The 18,506-nt window shown below is 60.4% G+C and carries 17 protein-coding genes; 6 read left to right on the forward strand and 11 right to left on the reverse strand.

Annotation, left to right across the window (positions count from 1 at the left end):
- The first annotated feature begins 7 nt into the window (after window positions 1-7).
- The 4 genes from BLQ41_RS20340 (at window position 8) to BLQ41_RS20355 (ending at window position 4,186) form a co-directional block, all read left to right on the forward strand.
- On the forward strand, window positions 8-769 hold the full coding sequence (locus tag BLQ41_RS20340) for an SDR family NAD(P)-dependent oxidoreductase (RefSeq protein ID WP_090183618.1): 762 nt from the start codon (window positions 8-10) through the stop codon (window positions 767-769).
- Between the two features lie 12 nt (window positions 770-781).
- Window positions 782-1,975, forward strand: coding sequence for an acetyl-CoA C-acyltransferase (locus BLQ41_RS20345; RefSeq protein ID WP_090183620.1), 1,194 nt, complete (start codon window positions 782-784; stop codon window positions 1,973-1,975).
- A 178-nt stretch (window positions 1,976-2,153) separates the two neighbouring features.
- A complete protein-coding gene (locus tag BLQ41_RS20350) occupies window positions 2,154-3,281 on the forward strand; it encodes an acyl-CoA dehydrogenase (protein WP_090183622.1) in 1,128 nt (375 codons plus the stop codon).
- Window positions 3,282-3,412: 131 nt separating this feature from the next.
- Complete coding sequence (locus BLQ41_RS20355; protein ID WP_090183624.1) at window positions 3,413-4,186, forward strand: enoyl-CoA hydratase; 774 nt, start codon at window positions 3,413-3,415, stop codon at window positions 4,184-4,186.
- A 113-nt stretch (window positions 4,187-4,299) separates the two neighbouring features.
- Here BLQ41_RS20355 and BLQ41_RS20360 read toward each other — a convergent pair whose 3' ends face one another.
- Window positions 4,300-5,451 carry an acyl-CoA dehydrogenase family protein gene (locus BLQ41_RS20360; RefSeq protein ID WP_090183625.1) on the reverse strand — a complete coding sequence of 384 codons (1,152 nt, stop codon included), beginning with the start codon at window positions 5,449-5,451 and terminating at the stop codon, window positions 4,300-4,302.
- Between the two features lie 3 nt (window positions 5,452-5,454).
- Window positions 5,455-6,561 (reverse strand): enoyl-CoA hydratase/isomerase family protein, encoded by a 1,107-nt coding sequence (locus BLQ41_RS20365; protein ID WP_090183627.1) that lies wholly within the window; start codon window positions 6,559-6,561, stop codon window positions 5,455-5,457.
- Between the two features lie 554 nt (window positions 6,562-7,115).
- On the opposite strand from BLQ41_RS20365, the gene BLQ41_RS20370 reads away from it, so the two are divergent.
- Window positions 7,116-7,478 carry a DUF6124 family protein gene (locus BLQ41_RS20370; protein WP_090183628.1) on the forward strand — a complete coding sequence of 121 codons (363 nt, stop codon included), beginning with the start codon at window positions 7,116-7,118 and terminating at the stop codon, window positions 7,476-7,478.
- 208 nt (window positions 7,479-7,686) lie between these two features.
- Here the strand turns inward: BLQ41_RS20370 and BLQ41_RS20375 are convergent, their stop codons facing one another.
- The 9 genes from BLQ41_RS20375 to argH form a co-directional block, all read right to left on the reverse strand.
- Complete coding sequence (locus BLQ41_RS20375; RefSeq protein WP_090183630.1) at window positions 7,687-8,394, reverse strand: HPP family protein; 708 nt, start codon at window positions 8,392-8,394, stop codon at window positions 7,687-7,689.
- A 158-nt stretch (window positions 8,395-8,552) separates the two neighbouring features.
- The gene (locus tag BLQ41_RS20380) at window positions 8,553-9,731 is read right to left on the reverse strand and encodes an MFS transporter (protein ID WP_090183632.1); all 1,179 of its coding nucleotides are present in this window, start codon (window positions 9,729-9,731) and stop codon (window positions 8,553-8,555) included.
- 151 nt (window positions 9,732-9,882) lie between these two features.
- Window positions 9,883-11,232 carry an MmgE/PrpD family protein gene (locus BLQ41_RS20385; RefSeq protein WP_090183633.1) on the reverse strand — a complete coding sequence of 450 codons (1,350 nt, stop codon included), beginning with the start codon at window positions 11,230-11,232 and terminating at the stop codon, window positions 9,883-9,885.
- Window positions 11,229-12,116, reverse strand: a complete 888-nt coding sequence (locus tag BLQ41_RS20390; protein ID WP_090183635.1) for a polysaccharide deacetylase family protein — start codon at window positions 12,114-12,116, stop codon at window positions 11,229-11,231. The genes BLQ41_RS20385 and BLQ41_RS20390 overlap by 4 nt, the downstream gene beginning before the upstream one ends.
- Window positions 12,109-12,957, reverse strand: coding sequence for a polysaccharide deacetylase family protein (locus tag BLQ41_RS20395; protein ID WP_090183637.1), 849 nt, complete (start codon window positions 12,955-12,957; stop codon window positions 12,109-12,111). The genes BLQ41_RS20390 and BLQ41_RS20395 overlap by 8 nt, the downstream gene beginning before the upstream one ends.
- A gap of 151 nt (window positions 12,958-13,108) precedes the next feature.
- The gene (locus tag BLQ41_RS20400; RefSeq protein WP_090183638.1) at window positions 13,109-13,933 is read right to left on the reverse strand and encodes an ABC transporter substrate-binding protein; all 825 of its coding nucleotides are present in this window, start codon (window positions 13,931-13,933) and stop codon (window positions 13,109-13,111) included.
- 39 nt (window positions 13,934-13,972) lie between these two features.
- Window positions 13,973-14,737 carry an amino acid ABC transporter ATP-binding protein gene (locus BLQ41_RS20405; protein ID WP_090183640.1) on the reverse strand — a complete coding sequence of 255 codons (765 nt, stop codon included), beginning with the start codon at window positions 14,735-14,737 and terminating at the stop codon, window positions 13,973-13,975.
- A gap of 10 nt (window positions 14,738-14,747) precedes the next feature.
- Complete coding sequence (locus tag BLQ41_RS20410; protein ID WP_090183642.1) at window positions 14,748-15,626, reverse strand: amino acid ABC transporter permease; 879 nt, start codon at window positions 15,624-15,626, stop codon at window positions 14,748-14,750.
- Window positions 15,627-15,775: 149 nt separating this feature from the next.
- Window positions 15,776-17,203, reverse strand: coding sequence for an argininosuccinate lyase (gene argH / locus BLQ41_RS20415; protein ID WP_090183644.1), 1,428 nt, complete (start codon window positions 17,201-17,203; stop codon window positions 15,776-15,778).
- 295 nt (window positions 17,204-17,498) lie between these two features.
- Between argH and BLQ41_RS20420 the strand changes: the two genes are divergently transcribed.
- On the forward strand, window positions 17,499-18,464 hold the full coding sequence (locus BLQ41_RS20420; protein ID WP_090183646.1) for a LysR family transcriptional regulator: 966 nt from the start codon (window positions 17,499-17,501) through the stop codon (window positions 18,462-18,464).
- Window positions 18,465-18,506 lie beyond the last annotated feature (42 nt).

An 18,506-nucleotide genomic window follows, 5' to 3' on the forward strand; every position in this document is an offset into this window, starting at 1 on the left:
AACAATGATGCAGATCGAAAACAAGGTTTTTCTCGTTACCGGCGGTGCATCGGGCCTCGGTGCGGCCACGGCTGAAATGCTGGTCGCGGCCGGTGCCAAGGTGATGCTGGTGGACATGAACGCCGAAGCCGTAGCGGCCCAGGCCGAGCGCCTCGGCGCCCAAAGCGTGGTCGCCGACATCAGCGACGAAGCCGCCGCTGAGGCCGCGGTGCAGGCGACAGTCAAAGCCTTCGGTGGCCTCAATGGCCTGGTCAACTGCGCCGGCATCGTGCGCGGCGAGAAGATCCTCGGCAAGAACGGCCCGCATGCGCTGGCCAGTTTCAGCCAGGTGATCAACGTCAATCTGATCGGCAGCTTCAACATGTTGCGTCTGGCGTCGGCGGCCATCGCCGAAACCGAACCGGATGCCGACGGCGAGCGCGGTGTGATCATCAACACCGCCTCGGCCGCTGCCTATGACGGCCAGATCGGCCAGGCCGCCTACGCTGCGTCCAAAGGTGCAATCGTCAGCCTGACCTTGCCCGCCGCCCGTGAACTGGCGCGCTTCGGCATCCGTGTTATGACCATCGCCCCGGGGATTTTCGAAACCCCGATGATGGCCGGCATGACCCCGGAAGTCCGCGCATCGCTGGCTGCCGGCGTGCCATTTCCGCCGCGTCTGGGCAAACCAGCCGAGTATGCCGCGCTGGTCAGGCATATCATTGAAAACAGCATGCTCAATGGCGAGGTGATCCGTCTCGACGGTGCCTTGCGCATGGCCGCCAAATAAGGAGGATTTGTCATGACTATTGCCAACGATCCAATCGTTATCGTCAGCGCCGTCCGCACCCCGATGGGTGGTTTTCAGGGCGAGCTGAAAAGCCTGACCGCGCCGCAACTGGGTGCTGCCGCGATTCGTGCCGCCGTTGAACGCGCCGGTATCGCCCCGGAATCCGTCGAAGAAGTGCTGTTTGGCTGCGTGCTGTCCGCTGGCCTCGGTCAGGCCCCGGCGCGTCAGGCGGCGTTGGGTGCCGGGCTGGATAAATCGACCCGCTGCACCACCCTGAACAAGATGTGCGGTTCGGGCATGGAAGCGGCGATTCTGGCCCACGACATGCTGGTGGCCGGCAGCGCCGACGTGGTCGTCGCGGGCGGCATGGAAAGCATGTCCAACGCGCCCTATCTGCTGGATCGCGCCCGCAGCGGTTACCGCATGGGCCATGGCCGCGTGCTCGATCACATGTTCCTCGACGGTCTGGAAGACGCCTACGACAAGGGCCGCCTGATGGGCACTTTCGCCGAGGATTGCGCTGAAACCAACGGGTTTACCCGTGAGGCTCAGGACGCGTTTGCCATTGCCTCGACCACCCGCGCGCAGCAGGCGATCAAGGACGGCAGCTTCAAGGACGAAATCGTGCCGCTGACGGTGACGGTCGGCAAAGAACAGGTGCTGATCAGCAACGACGAACAGCCACCGAAGGCCAAACTGGACAAGATCGCTTCGCTGAAACCGGCGTTCCGCGAGGGCGGCACGGTGACGGCGGCCAACTCAAGTTCGATCTCCGACGGTGCGGCCGCGCTGGTGCTGATGCGCCGTTCCGACGCAGAGAAACAAGGCCTGAAACCGCTGGCGGTGATTCACGGCCACGCTGCGTTCGCCGACACCCCGGGCCTGTTCCCGGTGGCACCGGTCGGTGCGATCAAGAAGCTGATGAAGAAAACCGGTTGGTCGCTGGATGAAGTCGATCTGGTGGAAGTCAACGAAGCGTTCGCCGTCGTCAGTCTGGTGACCATGACCAAACTGGAAATCCCCCACGAGAAGGTCAACGTTCACGGCGGCGCGTGCGCCTTGGGCCACCCGATTGGCGCGTCCGGCGCGCGGATCCTCGTGACCTTGCTCTCGGCCCTGCGCCAGAAAGGCCTGAAACGCGGCGTCGCAGCGATTTGCATCGGCGGCGGTGAAGCCACGGCCATGGCCGTGGAATGCCTCTACTAAGACCCGCACGCCCCCTGTAGGAGCTGTGTAGGAGCTATGTAGGAGCTGTCGAGTGAAACGAGGCTGCGATCTTTTGATCTTGATTTGTGGCGATCTTAAAACGATGAAGATCAAAAGATCGCAGCCTCGTTTCACTCGTCAGCTCCTACAGATGGCAATTGTATTTTAAGGATTTGCGATGATTCCCAATGACGAACAACTTCAGATCAGCGACGCGGCCCGGCAATTCGCCCAGGAACGGCTGAAACCGTTCGCCGCCGAGTGGGACCGCGAACACCGCTTCCCCAAGGAAGCCATCGGCGAGATGGCCGAACTGGGCTTTTTCGGCATGCTGGTGCCGGAAGAGTGGGGCGGTTGCGACACCGGTTACCTGGCCTACGCCATGGCCCTGGAAGAAATCGCTGCCGGCGATGGCGCGTGCTCGACCATCATGAGCGTGCACAACTCGGTCGGTTGCGTGCCGATCCTCAAGTACGGCAACGATGAGCAGAAAGAACGCTTCCTCAAACCACTGGCCAGCGGCGCGATGCTCGGGGCGTTTGCCCTGACCGAACCCCAGGCCGGTTCCGACGCCAGCGGCCTGAAAACCCGCGCGCGCCTGGAAGGCGATCACTACGTGCTCAACGGTTGCAAGCAGTTCATCACCTCCGGGCAGAACGCCGGGGTAGTGATTGTATTCGCGGTGACCGACCCGAGCGCTGGCAAGCGAGGCATCACGGCGTTGATCGTGCCGACCGATTCGCCGGGCTACAAAGTCGCCCGGGTTGAAGACAAACTCGGCCAGCACGCCTCCGATACCTGCCAGATTCTGTTCGAAGACGTGAAGGTGCCGGTCGCCAATCGACTGGGTGAGGAGGGCGAAGGTTACCGGATCGCCCTGGCTAACCTGGAAGGTGGCCGTGTCGGCATCGCTTCGCAATCGGTGGGCATGGCCCGTGCCGCGTTTGAAGCGGCCCGTGACTATGCGCGCGAGCGCGAGAGCTTTGGCAAGCCGATCATCGAACATCAAGCCGTAGCGTTCCGCCTGGCCGACATGGCCACCCAGATTGCCGTCGCACGACAGATGGTGCATTACGCGGCGGCATTGAGGGACAGCGGCAAGCCGGCGCTGGTCGAAGCGTCCATGGCCAAGCTGTTCGCCTCGGAAATGGCCGAGAAGGTCTGTTCTTCGGCGTTGCAAACCCTCGGCGGTTACGGTTACCTGAACGACTTCCCGCTGGAGCGCATCTACCGCGACGTTCGGGTTTGCCAGATTTATGAAGGCACCAGCGATATTCAACGCATGGTCATTTCGCGCAATCTTTAAAGAAACCTGTAGGAGCTGTCGAGTGAAGCGAGGCTGCGATCTTTGATCTTGTTCTTAAAAAATCAACGTCAAAAGATCGCAGCCTCGTTTCACTCGACAGCTCCTACGGAGATCGAGCCTAGGAGTTAGTGATGAGTTACGAAACGATTTTGTTGGAAATCCACGGCCGTGTCGGCCTGATTACCCTCAACCGTCCGCAAGCGCTGAACGCGTTGAACGCGCAGATCGTCAGCGAGCTGAACCACGCCCTCGATGGCCTGGAAGCCGATTCGAACATCGGTTGCATCGTGCTGACCGGCTCGAAAAAAGCCTTCGCCGCCGGTGCCGACATCAAGGAAATGGCCGAGCTGACCTACCCGCAGATCTACCTCGACGACCTGTTCAGCGACAGCGATCGCGTGGCCAACCGTCGCAAGCCGATCATCGCGGCGGTCAACGGTTTTGCCTTGGGCGGCGGTTGTGAGTTGGCGCTGATGTGCGACTTCATCCTGGCCGGTGACAATGCGAAATTCGGCCAACCGGAAATCAACCTCGGCGTGCTCCCTGGCATGGGCGGCACTCAGCGCCTGACCCGCGCCGTGGGTAAGGCCAAGGCAATGGAAATGTGCTTGAGCGGGCGCTTGATCGACGCGGTGGAAGCAGAGCGTTGCGGGATTGTCGCGCGGATCGTTCCAGCGGATGAATTGCTGGAAGAAGCGCTGAAAGTTGCGGCGTTGATTGCCAAGAAGTCATTGCCGATTGCGATGATGGTCAAGGAAAGCGTCAACCGCGCCTTTGAAGTGAGCCTGTCCGAAGGCGTGCGCTTCGAGCGCCGGGTGTTCCATGCGGCGTTTGCCACGCAGGATCAGAAGGAAGGGATGGCGGCGTTTATTGCCAAGCGTGAAGCTGAGTTCCAGGGTAAGTGATGTAGCGTTTGCACTGACGCTATCGCGGGCAAGCCCGCTCCCACAAGTTAGGTGTTATTTGAAAGAACACCTATAACCTGTGGGAGCGGGCTTGCCCGCGATGCTTTTAGGGCTTACACCAAATAATTCTTGAGTTCGCGGGCAATCACCATCCGCTGTATCTCGCTCGACCCCTCATAAATCTGCGTGATCCGCGCATCCCGGTAGTAACGCTCCACCGGGTAATCCTCCAGATACCCATACCCGCCATGAATCTGCATCGCCGAAGAACAGACCTTCTCGGCCATCTCCGATGCAAACAGCTTGGCCTGTGACGCTTCCGACAGACATGGCTTGCCAGCGCTGCGCAACCGTGCCGCGTGCAGAATCAACAACCGCGCCGCGTTGAGCCGGGTGTGCATGTCGGCCAGCATATTGGCGATGCTCTGGTGCTCGATGATCGGTTTGTCGAACTGCACGCGATCACGGGAATAGGCCAGCGCCGCCTCGAACGCCGCACGGGCAATGCCCAATGCCTGCGCCGCGATGCCGATGCGGCCGCCTTCGAGGTTGGACAGGGCGATGGCCAAGCCTTTGCCACGCTCACCCAGCAGATTCGCCTCGGGAATCGTGCAGTTGCTCAGCGTCACCGCGCAGGTGTCGGAGGCGCGAATGCCCATCTTGTGTTCGGTGCGATCAACGATGAAACCGGCGGTATCGGTCGGCACCAGGAACGCCGAGATGCCGCGCTTGCCCAGGTCCGGATCGGTCACTGCAAAGACAATCGCCAGTTTCGCTCGTTTACCGTTGCTGACGAATTGCTTAGCGCCGTTGATCACCCACTGGCCATCGCGCAGTTCGGCGCGGGTGCGCAGGTTGTGGGCTTCGGAGCCGGCTTGCGGCTCGGTCAGGCAGAAGCAGCCGATGGCCTGACCGCTGGCCAGGGCCGGCAGCCAAGTCTGTTTCTGTTCTTCAGTGCCGTAATTCAGCACCGGCCCACAGCCCACGGAGTTGTGGATGCTCATCAGCGCGCCCGTGGCGCCGTCACCTGCAGAGATTTCTTCCACGGCCAGGGCGTAGGCAACGTAGTCGACATAGGTGCCGCCCCATTCTTCCGGCACCACCATGCCCAACAGGCCCAGTTCACCCATCTTCGCCACCAGACCGTCATCGATCCAGCCGGCCTTTTCCCAGGCTTGTGCGTGGGGCGCGATTTCGCCGCGGGCAAAGTCCCGGGCCATGTCGCGGATCATGACTTGTTCTTCGCTCAATTCGATATCGTGCATGGCTCAGCTCCCAGTCCGGTCAAAGCCTGTGAAGAAACTCGCAACGTGCCCGGCGTCCAGCGCCTGCAAGGTCGGCGGGTTCCAGCGCGGGGTCTTGTCTTTGTCGATCAGCAAGGCGCGCACGCCCTCGATCAGGTCGCCGCGCTCGAACCACTGACGGTCCAGGTGCAGCTCAAGGGCGAAGCAGTCTTCGATACTCAAGTGCCGACCACGACGCAGCATTTCCAACGTCACCGCCATCGCCAGCGGCGAACGGCTTTGCAGCAGGTCGACGGTGGTCGTGGCCCACTCATGGCTGTCGGCGACCGTGACTTCACGCAGTTGCTCAACAATACTCGGCACATCGGGCAGGGCGAAGAAATGGTCGATGGCCGGGCGTAGCGCGCTCAATGGCGCATCGGGCAGTTGTTGCACCGCGAGACTGGCCAGCAGGCCTTGCAGGTCCTTGAGCGGTGTCCCGTGCCATTGGAGCTGATCGAGTTGCTCATCGAGCTTGGCCAGTTTTTCGCTTTCCAGGAACCAGTCGGCCAGCCCGCAATAGAGCGCATCCGCCGCGCGGATCTGCACGCCGCTGACGCCCAGGTAGATTCCGAGTTCACCGGGGATGCGCGGCAGGAAGTAACTGCCGCCGACATCCGGGAAATAACCGATGCCGACTTCAGGCATCGCCAGACGGCTTTTCTCGGTGACCACCCGCAAATCGGCGCCTTGCACCAGACCCATGCCGCCGCCGAGGACAAAACCATCCATCAGGGCCAGTACCGGTTTGCAGTAGTGATGAATGGCGAGGTCGAGGGCGTATTCCTCGACGAAGAAATCTTCGTGCAGGGTGTCGCCGCTTTTGAAGCTGTCATACAGCGAGCGGATGTCGCCGCCGGCACAGAAGGCTTTCTCGCCGGCACCGCGCAAAACCACCGCATGCACCTGCGGATCCTGAGCCCAGGCATCGAGCTGACGGTGCAGGTGACGGACCATGTCCAGGGTGAGGGCGTTGAGGCCGGCGGGGCGGTTGAGGGTCAGGTGACCAATGTGGTTGCGAACCTCGGCCAGCACTTCGTTCTGCGTGGCATCCATGGACGAAGTCCCTGGAGAAGAAACCTGAGCAGTCATCACTAACTCCCTGCTTTTATTGTTCTTTATAGACAAGCTCGCGCGCGAGCGATGCCGGATCGTAACAGTGCAAATTTGCCCTGTACAACCGAGAAATGTGCAGGTGCTTCCTGCATATTTGCATGGCTCTGATGTGGGGCCTGAAAAAGGGACGTATCTATTTTCTGTCCGGTCTTGATCGCGCAATCCCTACGATAATTAAACATGTCTGTTTAATAGACATCTCCAGAAACTCTCTCAGGCTACACATCCTTGCGTCGTTGCCTACGGCTGCGCCAGAATCCGCCGGCTTGTGCGCCTTGGGCCTGGATTTTATCGTTTCCCCGTCGCTGAAGAACAGCGATGGGGTTTGGTAGCCCGGTTATTTCACAAGGGTGCAACGCACCATAAAATGAGGCGTCTTTTCGTCTCAGCTTTTATGGTGGTCATGCACAGGGCGTCTTTGGACGCGCCGGTTTCCTTGTGCCCGGTCTACCAACCTGCGTATGGCCACCACCTTTCGTTTGGTAGCGAGGGTGAGGGCTCCTTTTTTGGTAGCACGAGGAGTTTCACCTATGTTCAAACCAACACCCAACCCACCCGAAACCGACGACGTTTCCCCCTACGAATCCACCGACTCCAAAAAATTCAACGAAGCCGCCGAGCGAGCCCTCGACTTCCATTTTCCATCGAACGCCGACATCAAAGCCATTCCGCGCACACCCAGCACCCTGTTTTCCGTAGACCCTGATGCCACGGCTGAAACCCTGGCGGTTTATCTGGTCGAGACGCTGGCTTCGGTCGATGTGATGGTCCATCAGTTGGTGGATCATCTGGAGGGTGAATCGCGTTACGCGCTTTTGGGTATTTCGAACAGCATCATGATGGCGGAGATCACCGCTAATCGTGTGCTGGATAAAATTGATCTGCCCCAGTAGGTGCGGCTAGCGTGGTGAGCAGGTAACTCGTTGAGCTGTGCGGCGGTCCCATTTTTGGGGCCGCTTCGCAACGCAACGGGGGGCAAGTCCCCCTCGCGTGTGGAAGTACAGCGTCTAGCGTGACTCGGGTCAGGGTATCCATCCTGACCCTTTCAATTTTTCAAGGGCGATATGCTGCGGGTCTTTGCGCTCATCTGGCGTTTTGGCGCTACACGCGGCGCGACAACACTTCACCAATACTGCGACGTTTGGCATGCAACTCACTGATATGAATCAGTTGTTCGAGGTCTTCGGGTGTGACGTCGAAGAACGCTTCCATGTCCGCCAGCGCCAGTTTCAGGTCCTGGGCGGTGATCGCCTGGCTGTCGGTCGGAGGATGATCGGCAGGCACCACCGCTACCGGTTCGCTGGCACGTTTGGGGTAGCGAATGCGCGTCAGGTTGTTGTAGGCCAAGGCGCTGAGCAGCATGGTCATTGCGCTGAGCATGACCGGGCCGAGGGCTTTCCAGTCCATCGCAATGGTCGCCGGGTCTGCCAGCACCAACAGCAGCGCCAGTGCCCCGGCGGGCGGGTGCAGGCAACGCAGCCAGCACATCAGAATCAGCGCCATGCCGGCCGCCAGACAAGCGCTGCCCAAGGTTCGCCCGAGGACGTGAGCGACCAGTAACGAAATCACCCCGGCGCTCAAGTAACCGCCAACAATCGACCAGGGTTGGGCGAGGGCTCCGGAGGACACTGCGAACAGCAACACTGCCGAGGCGCCCAGCGGACCGACCAGGTGCTGCGCCACTTCCATGCCGAACACTTGGCTGCAAAGCCAGACGCTGAACAGCGTGCCCAGGGACATGCCGATAGCGGCGCGGCTCCATTCGGAAGGGCGGGTGTTGACGGCGGCAGGTAACCAGCGAGCAAACATGGGGCTAACGATCCAATGAAAAACTCAGGAAAAAAAAAGGCTTAGCTGGGATACCCAGAAAGCCCTTGAAGGTGTTCCAACTATTGGGGGAGGAACGGGGCACAGTGTGCCGCTGATTGCCGATGCTGACAAATTCATATTAATGCAGCTTCAGTGCATTATTTTTGCTGCATCGCGACGCGACGTCCGCTCATGAAACACAGGAATCCGCCCATCGCCGTCAGTGCGCTCAGGGCATAGAACATGGTCGGCGCAGGCGTGTGCATCAGCAGAAAACCGCAGATCACCGGGCTCAAGGCGCCGCCCAGTGCGGCCAGGTTCTGCGCGCCGTAATAACTGCCGCGCAGCTCTTCGGGGGCCAGGGTGTCGACGAAGAGGAATTCGGCGGGGTAAATGATCATTTCGCCGAGGGTGAAGATGAACATGGCGATGCACCACGACACCAGGCTGTCGGCGAGGCTGAAACCGATCAGGCCGACAATGAACAGGCTGGTGCCGCCGGCGATCCAGTAGCGCAGCTGCTCGCGGTTGAGGAAACGGCCGATCTGGTATTGCAGCAGGATCACGCTGATGGCGTTGCAGGCGAGCAGGGCGGCCATGGTTTGCAGGGCACGCTTGGAATCGTGGGTCACCAGCAGGTATTGCGACAGGTACAGGGTGAAACGCCCGTGCACCACGGTGCTGAGCAGGCAACCGCAGGTGAACATGATCAGCGTGCGATCGTTCTTCAGGGTGACCAGGGTTTTGAGAAAACTTTGCGGTTGGCCGATGGCGGGTGTCGGGGCCGCGTCCTTGGGAATCCCGATCATCAGGAAGATGCTGAAAAACGCGATGCCGCCGGCTATCAGGAACGGCGCAATCGGGTACACCCCGGCAATCACCACGCCGAGCATCGGGCCGGTGGCGTAGCCGATGTTGGTCAGGGTGTAGCGCAGCGAAAAAGCCTTGGCGCGCTGGCCCATGGGCAGGTTTTCGCTAAGGATCGCCTTGGAGCCGATGAGGAACAGCGCCGAGGCGGTTTCAGTGATCACCAGGGTGGCTGTGGTCAGGTAGAGGTTTTCGGCGAAGGTCAGCAGGACAAAGCCGATGGCGCTGGAGAGCATCGCAAGAATCAGCAGCCGGCGCTTTTCGAGCCGGTCGATGATGTAGCCGCCGTAGAGCGCGAGCAGGGTGGCGATGAACACCGCGATGCCCAGCAGCAAACCAACGTCCTGTTGGTTGAGGCCCAGTTTGTTGCTCAGGAACAACGTCAGCAGCGGGCTGGTGATAGCGCGGCTGACGACGATGGTCAGCGAAACGATCATCAGGCGGCGGATAACAAGCGAGTAAGTGACCACGGTGGGGCAAATGTCCTTATTCAGATTCCAGGGTGTTCGACGTCATACCGAGTCGCTGCTAATCGCGGGCAAGCCCGCTCCCACAGGAGAATGCATTCCAAATGTGGGAGCGGGCTTGCCCGCGATGAGTCCGGACCAGGAAACGCAATATTCAAGTGAGCCACCGATCCAGAGATCCAACCGATTCAATCTCATCCAGCTGCCACAACTGACTCAGCAGTTCCTCAGCCCGCTCCCGCGGCATGACCCGCCCGGCCAAACTAAAAAACTTCTCCTCCAGTGCAGCATCACTCAATGGATTCCCCGGCGCACCCAATGGCGGGTCGACACACAGGCTCGCCTGCCGACCGTCCACGGTCCGCAGGCTGACAACGGGCTCGCCATCCTCTGACAGTAGCGGGTCCACTTCAAGGTGAATGCGCGACATCCACTGCGCGATGCGCGGATCGCCACGTTGCTGATCGTCATAGGCTTGCAGCCGGCAATGGCCATGCACCAGCCGGGCGGCGAGGGCATAGGGCAGGCTCATCTGCGCCGCCGCCAGTGTGCTGACATTCTGCCCGCCACACATGTCCTGGAGAAATCCGCACAGCGACACATGAACGTCTTCCACCTGGCTGGCCTGCACCTGCAATTGATCCAGCAACAGGCCCAATGCGTCGATGGCCGAGTGTGTTCCGCGACACGCCGCATAAGGCTTGATCGAGCAGCGGGCAAGTTTCCACACCACGCCCAGGTCGGCGTCCAGCGCTTCGGGCACGGCCGCGTCACCGGCCAAAGTCTTGAGAAAACCGCCCCAGACATCATCAAACAACTTTGACGGCCCGGTGATGCCTTCGCGGGCAAATCGCGCCGCCAGTAATCCACCTTCCGCGGCACGGCCGGTGTGAAGTTTCTTGCTTTGCGAACCGTCATGAATGAAGGCCCACAGACCGCCGCTGAAGCTGCCGGCAATGCCCAGGGCCGACAGGGTTTGTGCGGCATCCAGACCAAGAATTCGCGCACACGCGGCGGCTGCGCCAAACACGCCACAGGTTGCGGTCGAATGCCAGCCGGCGCCGTTGTGGGCCGAATAGCTGCCGCACGCTTCGAGCACGCGACGGCCGATGTCGTAGCCGATGACGACGGCCGTGATCAGCTCGCGGCCACTCACCGGCCGCTCAGCCATCGACACCGCAGCCATCACGGCCGGCAGCACCACCGCGCCGGAATGGTCGCAGCCACCGGTGTCGTCCAGTTCCAGCGCATGGGCAGCGACGCCGTTGAGTATCGCCGCCTGGGCGGCACCCATTCTCAGGTCCGTGCCCCAGACCAGGGTGTTACCGGTTTCACCGGCAAATACCTGGCGAGCTTGCAGCGCCACCGCGCTCTCGGCCCCGGCCAGGGTCGCGCCGAAGGTGTCGAGGATGTGCCGTTTGGCTTGCGCCACCAGCGCCGGTGGCAGGTCTTCGAACTGCGTATCGACGCAAAACTGCGCCAGTCGCTGCATGCGCTCGGTCATAGCAGGTAATCCCGATAATGGCGTTCATACACGGATGCCGGGTGATCCTCGGCGACAGGCGCCGCCGAATCGGCCCACCATTGCGCGACCTCGCCGGCCGTGGCGATCCAGGCGTCGTCGTGTTGCTGGATGCCTTGCAGCAATTCGCGCAACACGCCAATCCGCCCTGGCGTGGCAATGATTTCCGGGTGCAGGCGCAGCACGTAGCACAGGCCGAACCGGTGAAACCCGGCAAAGTCCATTTGCAGGTTGCCCAAGGCGTGGCTGTAAGAGGCGATTCGCGATTGCGCCGGCGGCACGGCCGGGCTGAGGTTGAAGGCGAAATAGGGTTCGTCTTCCAGTTCATAGTGCAGCGGCAACTCGATCACTTCCGCAGCCGTGGGATGCGCGAAGGGCAAATCATCGCCACGCCATGAGGACGACCAGCGAATGCCTTGATCCCTCAAGGCTTCGATGAAGCCCGGGGCGCCGTTGCCGGCCGGGATGCGAAACCCGGTGGGACGCACGCCGGTCAGCGCTTGCAAGGCGTCGCAACCCTTGGCGATCTCGTCGCCTTGCTCGGCGAGAGTGAGCGTGTCGTAGTTCTGGTGGCGATAGCCTGCGCAGGCGATCTCATGCCCGCCGGCCTGAATGGATTGAAGGTGCTGTGGATTTTCCTCGGCGACAATGCCGGGAATGCACCAGCTGCTGCGCACCCCGAGTTCTGCAAACAGATCGAGCAAACGCTCGACCCCGCGTTGGGTGCCGTAGCGCCAGACCGACAGCGTCTTGTCGCGCCCGGCGACTTCCGGCGCCTGGGTCAGAATGCCGTGGATGTCGTTGTAATCGACGGTCAGGACCACGGCGCAGCGGTAGCCTTTGGGCCAGACAGCGGAATCAGTCATGGTGATGCTCCTTCAGCCACCACTGGGCGACATCGCGGCAGGTGGCGAACCACACGTCATCGCGCTGGCGCATGTGTTCGAAGAGTTTTTCCAGCAGCAGGATGCGCCCCGGCTTGCCGGTGATCTTGGGGTGGAACAGGGTGGTCAGGCACAGCCCTTCATTCATCGCTCCGTCGTACTCGCGGCACCAGTTGTCCAGGGTCAGCGCGTAGCTGGCGGTGCGGTCCAGGCCGGAAGGGAAGTCCGGTGCGCGGGTGTAGGCGAGGGAGGCGTAGTCGTCCATTTCCCAGCGGCCGGGGATTTCCACCAGCGGTGTATCGAAGCCCGGGACGTTGACCAGATACGGTCGGTCGTCGCCGCGCATGCTGCTCGAATAGGTCACGCCGGCTTCCACCAGCATGGCCGGGGTTTCTGCCCGCCAATCGCCGGATGGTGTGCGAAAGCCTTCGGCGCGGATGTTCAGGTGCTTCCAGAACACCTCGCGGGACAGCTTCATCACGTCCTTTTGCTGTTCAAGCGTCAGGGCGTAAAAGGATTCGTGTTTGTAGCCGTGATATGCCACTTCATGCCCGCGCTCGACAATCGCCTGGCATTGTTTTGGCCAGTTCTCCACGACCCAGGCCGGGACGAAAAACGTCGTCGGAATCCGGAACTCGTCGAGCAGATCAAGAAGCCGCGGCAACGCCCGATAGGGGCCGTAACCGCCGAAACCGAAATACTCGGGCTTGCGCCAGATCGAGCCGTTGAGCATGGCATCGCCCGTCGGGCCGTCGAGGTCGAAGGCCAGGGCGAGACAGGCTTTGTGCTGGTCGGGCCAGGTGGGGGGTAGCGAGGAGGACATCGTTAGTGCTCCGACGATCTATAAACAATCACAAACCTTGTGGGAGCGGGCTTGCCCGCGATGGCGGACTCTCAGGCGACATCAATGTTGAATGTGATGGACCCTTCGCGGGCAAGCCCGCTCCCACAGGTATTGCATTTAACTCGACAACTTATTTCCCAGCGTTGACGGTCACGGTTTTGATCGCGCCCAGTTCCAGGTCCCATTTCTTCAGGATGGTCTGGTACGTGCCGTCGTCGATCATGCTTTGCAGCGCAACCTTCACGGCTTCACTCAACTCAGGCTTTTTCTTGCTCACGCCCAACCCGGTGAACTGCTGAGAAATCGGCAGGCCAACGGTTTTGTACATGTCCTTTTCCTGGGTCTTGAGGTACGGCAGGGTTTCGCTGCCCTGCATCGCGGCATCGATACGGCTCTGACGCAGTTGCGCGCGGGCATCGGCCGAACCCTCGGTACCGATCACGTTGATCGCAGGCTTGCCGGCGGCTTCGCAGTTGGCCTTGCTCCACTCGGCGATTTCCGCCGGGAAGGTGGTGCGGCGGCTGGTGCCGACTTTCTTGCCGCACAGGTCGGTAATCTCGTTGAAGTCCTTGTTCTTTTGCAGGGTGTAGAACTGCGGACCGCTGGTGAAGTAGTCGACGAAGGTCACGCTGGCCTGACGTTCGGCGGTGTCGGTCATGCCCGACAGCACCATGTCCACGCGGTCGGTGGTCAGCGCATTGATCATTTGCTCGAAGCCGGTTTCCTGCCATTTGATCTTCACGCCCAGACGCTCGGCCAGGGCATTGCCCAGGTCATAGTCGAGGCCGGTGAGGGTGTTGGTGGCCGGGTCCTTGAAATCCATTGGCGGGTAGTTCGGCATGATCGCGACGACGATCTCGCCCTTGGCCTTGATGCTGGCCGGCAATTCGGCGGCAAAGGTGAAGCTGGAAGCCATCAGGCCTGCGAGTACTGCGGGGATAACGAAGTTCTTCATGGTCGTTCTCTTATGAGTGTTGTGAGCGCCAAAGGGCACTTAGGTTCGAACGGCAGAAATGAAGCTTTGGGTGCGTGGGTTTTGCGGACTTATTAGTATTTCTTCGGGGCTTCCAGCCTCCACGATCTGCCCGCCGTCCATGAACACCATGCGGTTGGAAACCTCACGGGCGAAGCCCAGTTCATGGGTGACGACGATCATGGTCATGCCGGTTTGCGCCAGATCGCGCATGACCGACAGCACCTCACCGACCAGTTCCGGGTCGAGTGCCGAAGTGGGTTCATCGAACAGCATCAGCTTGGGTCTCATGGCCAATGCGCGAGCAATGGCGACACGTTGTTGCTGACCACCCGAGAGCTCGATCGGGTAGCTGTTGCGCTTGTCGGCCAGGCCGACGCGAGCGAGCAGTTCCACAGCTTCTTCGGTCGCCTCTTTGGGCGAACGCTTGAGCACCTGGCACGGCCCTTCGATGATGTTTTGCAGCACCGTCATGTGCGGGAACAGGTTGAAGCGCTGGAACACCATCCCGGTGGCCAGGCGCTGACGGGCAATTTGCGATTCATTGAGTTCATGCAGCTTGTTGCCGGCGATGCGGTAACCGACCAGTTCGCCGTCGACCCAAAGGCCGCCCTTGTCGATCTTTTCCAGTTGGTTTACGCAACGCAGCAAGGTGCTTTTGCCGGAACCGGACGGGCCGATGATGCACAGCACTTCGCCTTGCTCGACTTCGATATTGATGTCCTTGAGCGCGTGGTACTGGTCGTAATACTTGTTCAGGCTCACGGCCTTGACGATGCTTCTCATGTTGGGCTCCTCAAGAACGCTTGCCGGCGCCGCGAGCGAAACGACGCTCCAGACGACTTTGACCAAAGGACAGTACGGTGACGGTGGCCAGGTACCAGATACCGGCGACGATCAGCAACTCCATGACGCGGGCGTTGGCGTAGTAGATGTTTTGTGCGTTGTAGAGCAATTCCGAGTACTGGATGACGCTCGCCAGGGAGGTCATTTTCACCATGCCGATGAACTCGTTACCGACCGGTGGAATGATGATCCGCATGGCTTGCGGCAGGATGATCCGACGCAGCGCTTGCAGGCGCGGCATGCCGATCGACTTGGCCGCTTCGTACTGGCCGGTGTCGACCGAGAGCAGGCCGGCGCGCACCACTTCGGCGGTGTAGGCACCCTGGTTGATGCTCAAGCCGAGGAGGGCGGCCACGAACGGCGTCATCAGGCTCACGGTGTCCAACTCGAACAGGCCGGGAATGCCGATGGTGGGAAAGATCAGCGCCAGGTTGAACCACAACAGCAGTTGCAGGATCAGCGGCGTACCGCGGAACAGCCAGGTGTAGGTCACGGCCACATAGCGCAGGATCGGGTTGGCCGACATGCGCATGATCGCGGTGATGACCCCGAAGACAATGCCCAGGGCCATCGCCAGCACCGCCATGACGATGGTGTTGAGCAAACCCCACATGATGGCCTGGGAGGTGAGGAACTGGCCGATGTACGACCATTCGATCTTGCCTTCGGCGAAGGCCCGCACCAGGCCGATGATCGCGATGACGATCACCGTGGCGAAAAAGATCCGCCCGTAGTAACGCCGTGGCACGTGATCGTACTGGGTAATGTCGAACTGGTTTTCCGCCAGTTTGCGCTCCGACTGGAGTCGTTCTGCCTGAGTCTGGCTCATGTTGTTTCTCCGTACACTGGTATCACAGGTCCAACTTGATCCCTGTGGGAGCGGGCTTGCCCGCGATGGCGTTATTACATTCAACATTCATGTTGGCTGACCCACCGCAATCGCGGGCAAGCCCGCTCCCACAGGTTTTGTGTTGTCTCTCAGAGGCGGAACCCCTGATAGTTCTCGGTCCACGCTTGCTGGGCGGCGAGCGCGGTTTTCAAGCGGCCGATCTGCTCGCGAACCTGTTGCGGTGCCGTGCCGCCCCAACCACTGCGGGCGGCAATGGCGGCTTCCAGGGTCAGGCTGTCGCGCACTTCGGCGGTGAGGCGTGGATCGATCTCGGCCAGCAGCGCCGGGGACGCTTCCCACAATTCGAGGTCGTGTTTCTCACAGGCCTGAACCAGCGCACCGGTGATTTCGTGAGCTTCCTTGAACGGCACGCCGCGCATGGCCAGCCAGTCGGCGACTTCGGTGGCGAGGGTGAAACCCATTGGCGCCTGGCGCCGCAGTTCTTCGACGTTGACCTTCATGGTCGCGACCATCCCGGCCATTGCCGGCAGTACCAGCAGCAGGGTGTCGACGCTGTCGAGCACGCCGTTCTTGTCTTCGCTCAAGTCGCGGTTGTACGACAGCGGCAGGGATTTGAGTGTCGACAGCAAACCGGTCAGGTTGCCGATCAGGCGACCGGCCTTGCCCCGGGCCAGTTCGGCGATGTCCGGGTTTTTCTTCTGCGGCATGATCGAACTGCCAGTGGCATACGCATCGTCCAGCGCGACCCAGCGGAACTGGCGCGACGACCACAGGCAAAACTCTTCGGCAAGGCGGGAAATGTTGATCCCCAGCATGCTGGCGATAAACAGGAACTCGGCGACGTGATCGCGGCTGGCCACGGCGTCGATGGAGTTTTCGCAGACGCCGCTGTAACCCATTTCCTTGGCCGACTGCTGCGGCAAGCGTGCGATGGCAGACCCGGCCATGGCTGCGGCACCCAGTGGCGACAAGGATGTGCGTACGTCCCAGTCAACCAGGCGTTGCACGTCACGCAGCATCGATTGGGCGTGAGCCAGCAAGTGGTGAGCGAAGACGATGGGCTGCGCTTGCTGCAAGTGAGTGAACCCGGGGCAAATGCTTTCGATGTGTTGCTCGGCCTGCTCCACCAGGGCTTGCTGCAAGGCCAGCACTTCAACGGCCAGGGTGCGTACGTGATCGCGCAGGAACAGGCGCAGGTCGTTGGCGGTCTGATCGTTGCGCGAGCGGCCGGCGCGCAGTTTGCCGCCCAGTGGGCCGAGGCGTTCAGTCAGCAGGCGTTCGATGAACGTGTGGACGTCTTCGTCGTCCAGGGTCGGCGCGATGCTGCCGGCGCGGAAGTCATCGCCGATGCGTTGCAGGGCTTCGAGCATGGTCAGGGTTTCCTGTTCGCTCAACAGCCCGGCGCGTTGCAGTTCACGGGCATGCGCCTTGGAGCCGGCCAGGTCGTAAGGGGTGAGGCGAAAGTAGCGCTCGGGGCAACGGGACAGGGCCGCCAGGGCTTCGGACGGGCCGCTTTTGAAGCGAGCACCCCAGAGACGGTCGGTGGTTTGAGACATTGTTGTTTTCCTCGTCGGTAAGCGAACTGAAATCGGTGTGCCAGGCCTCAAATCTCGCCACAAATCAATCGGGCGTGATGGGGCCAAAGCAGGTTTAAAAAGGGGCAGTTGCGAAAAGGCGAGAGCTGATCGAAGTGTCAGCTTTTAATGGTTCGAAATCAGTGAGTTGGCACTGAAGTTCGGAAATTATTAGCGGTTGCCAAGCCTGGTTTTCTGTGTTCATTATTATTGGCCAGCTATGTTTTTGTTGTTGGACACAGGTTGTTGAATAGCGCGCCAGAGGTAAATAAGCATTATGGAAACCCCACTTTCCAATTCCGGAAACCCGCCACCGAAAACGGTACACCGGGCGCCGTTGGCCCTCAGCGGGCTGGATTTTAAATTGCTCAAAGTCTTCAAGGCTGTGGTCGAAGCCGGGGGCTTTAGTGCGGCTCAGAACGAGCTGAATGTGGGGCTGGCAGCCATCAGCAAACAGATATCCGACCTTGAAATTCGCATTGGCATGCGCTTGTGTACCCGAGGGCGGGAAGGCTTTCACCTGACCGAAGAAGGGCGCCTTGTGTACCAGGCGTCCATCGATTTATTTGCTTCGGTCGACAACTTTCGTGATCGGCTTAGTTCCGCGCAGAATGAACTTATTGGTGACCTGGGAGTGGGGGTTATCGACAATACGATTTCCGACCCTAATTCCCCGTTAGTTGCAGCGCTTAGAAGTATCAATGAAAAGTCACCGAAAGTAAGGTTTCAACTTCAGGCTTCACAACTGGATGAAGTGGAGCGATGCGTTGTAGAGGGTCGGTTAGTGGCCGGTATCGTGCCGGTTTATCAGAAACGCGAAGAGTTTGATTACTACGCGCTGTATGAAGAACGTTCGGAGGTTTACTGCGCGGTTGGTCACCCATTGTTTTCGGTGCCGGACGCAGAAATAGGCAGCCACGTGCTCAAGGATCACGAGTGCGTCAACCACCGCTACGCGATTCATCGGGACAAGCTGAATTTTGCTCACTACGACAGTTTTTCGGCGTCAGCCACTCAGGTGGAAGCCGTGGCGCTGTTGATCAAGACCGGGCGATTCGTTGGTTTTCTGCCGCAGCATTACGCCGCCTCAATGGTGGCTCAAGGGCAGCTTCGGGCGGTGCGTCCGGACTTGATAAGCCTCGTCACGCCGTTCAATCTGATCCTGCGCCACAACACCGTGCGCAGTCCGCTGGTTAAAGCGTTTGCGCAGGCATTGGGGGTTGATCTGAAGGTGCCGGTTTGATGATAAGCACTGATGAGCAGGCAACGACTGCCGGCGCTTGTT

The organism is Pseudomonas arsenicoxydans (genome assembly GCF_900103875.1).
In the GTDB taxonomy this organism is placed as follows: domain Bacteria; phylum Pseudomonadota; class Gammaproteobacteria; order Pseudomonadales; family Pseudomonadaceae; genus Aquipseudomonas; species Aquipseudomonas arsenicoxydans.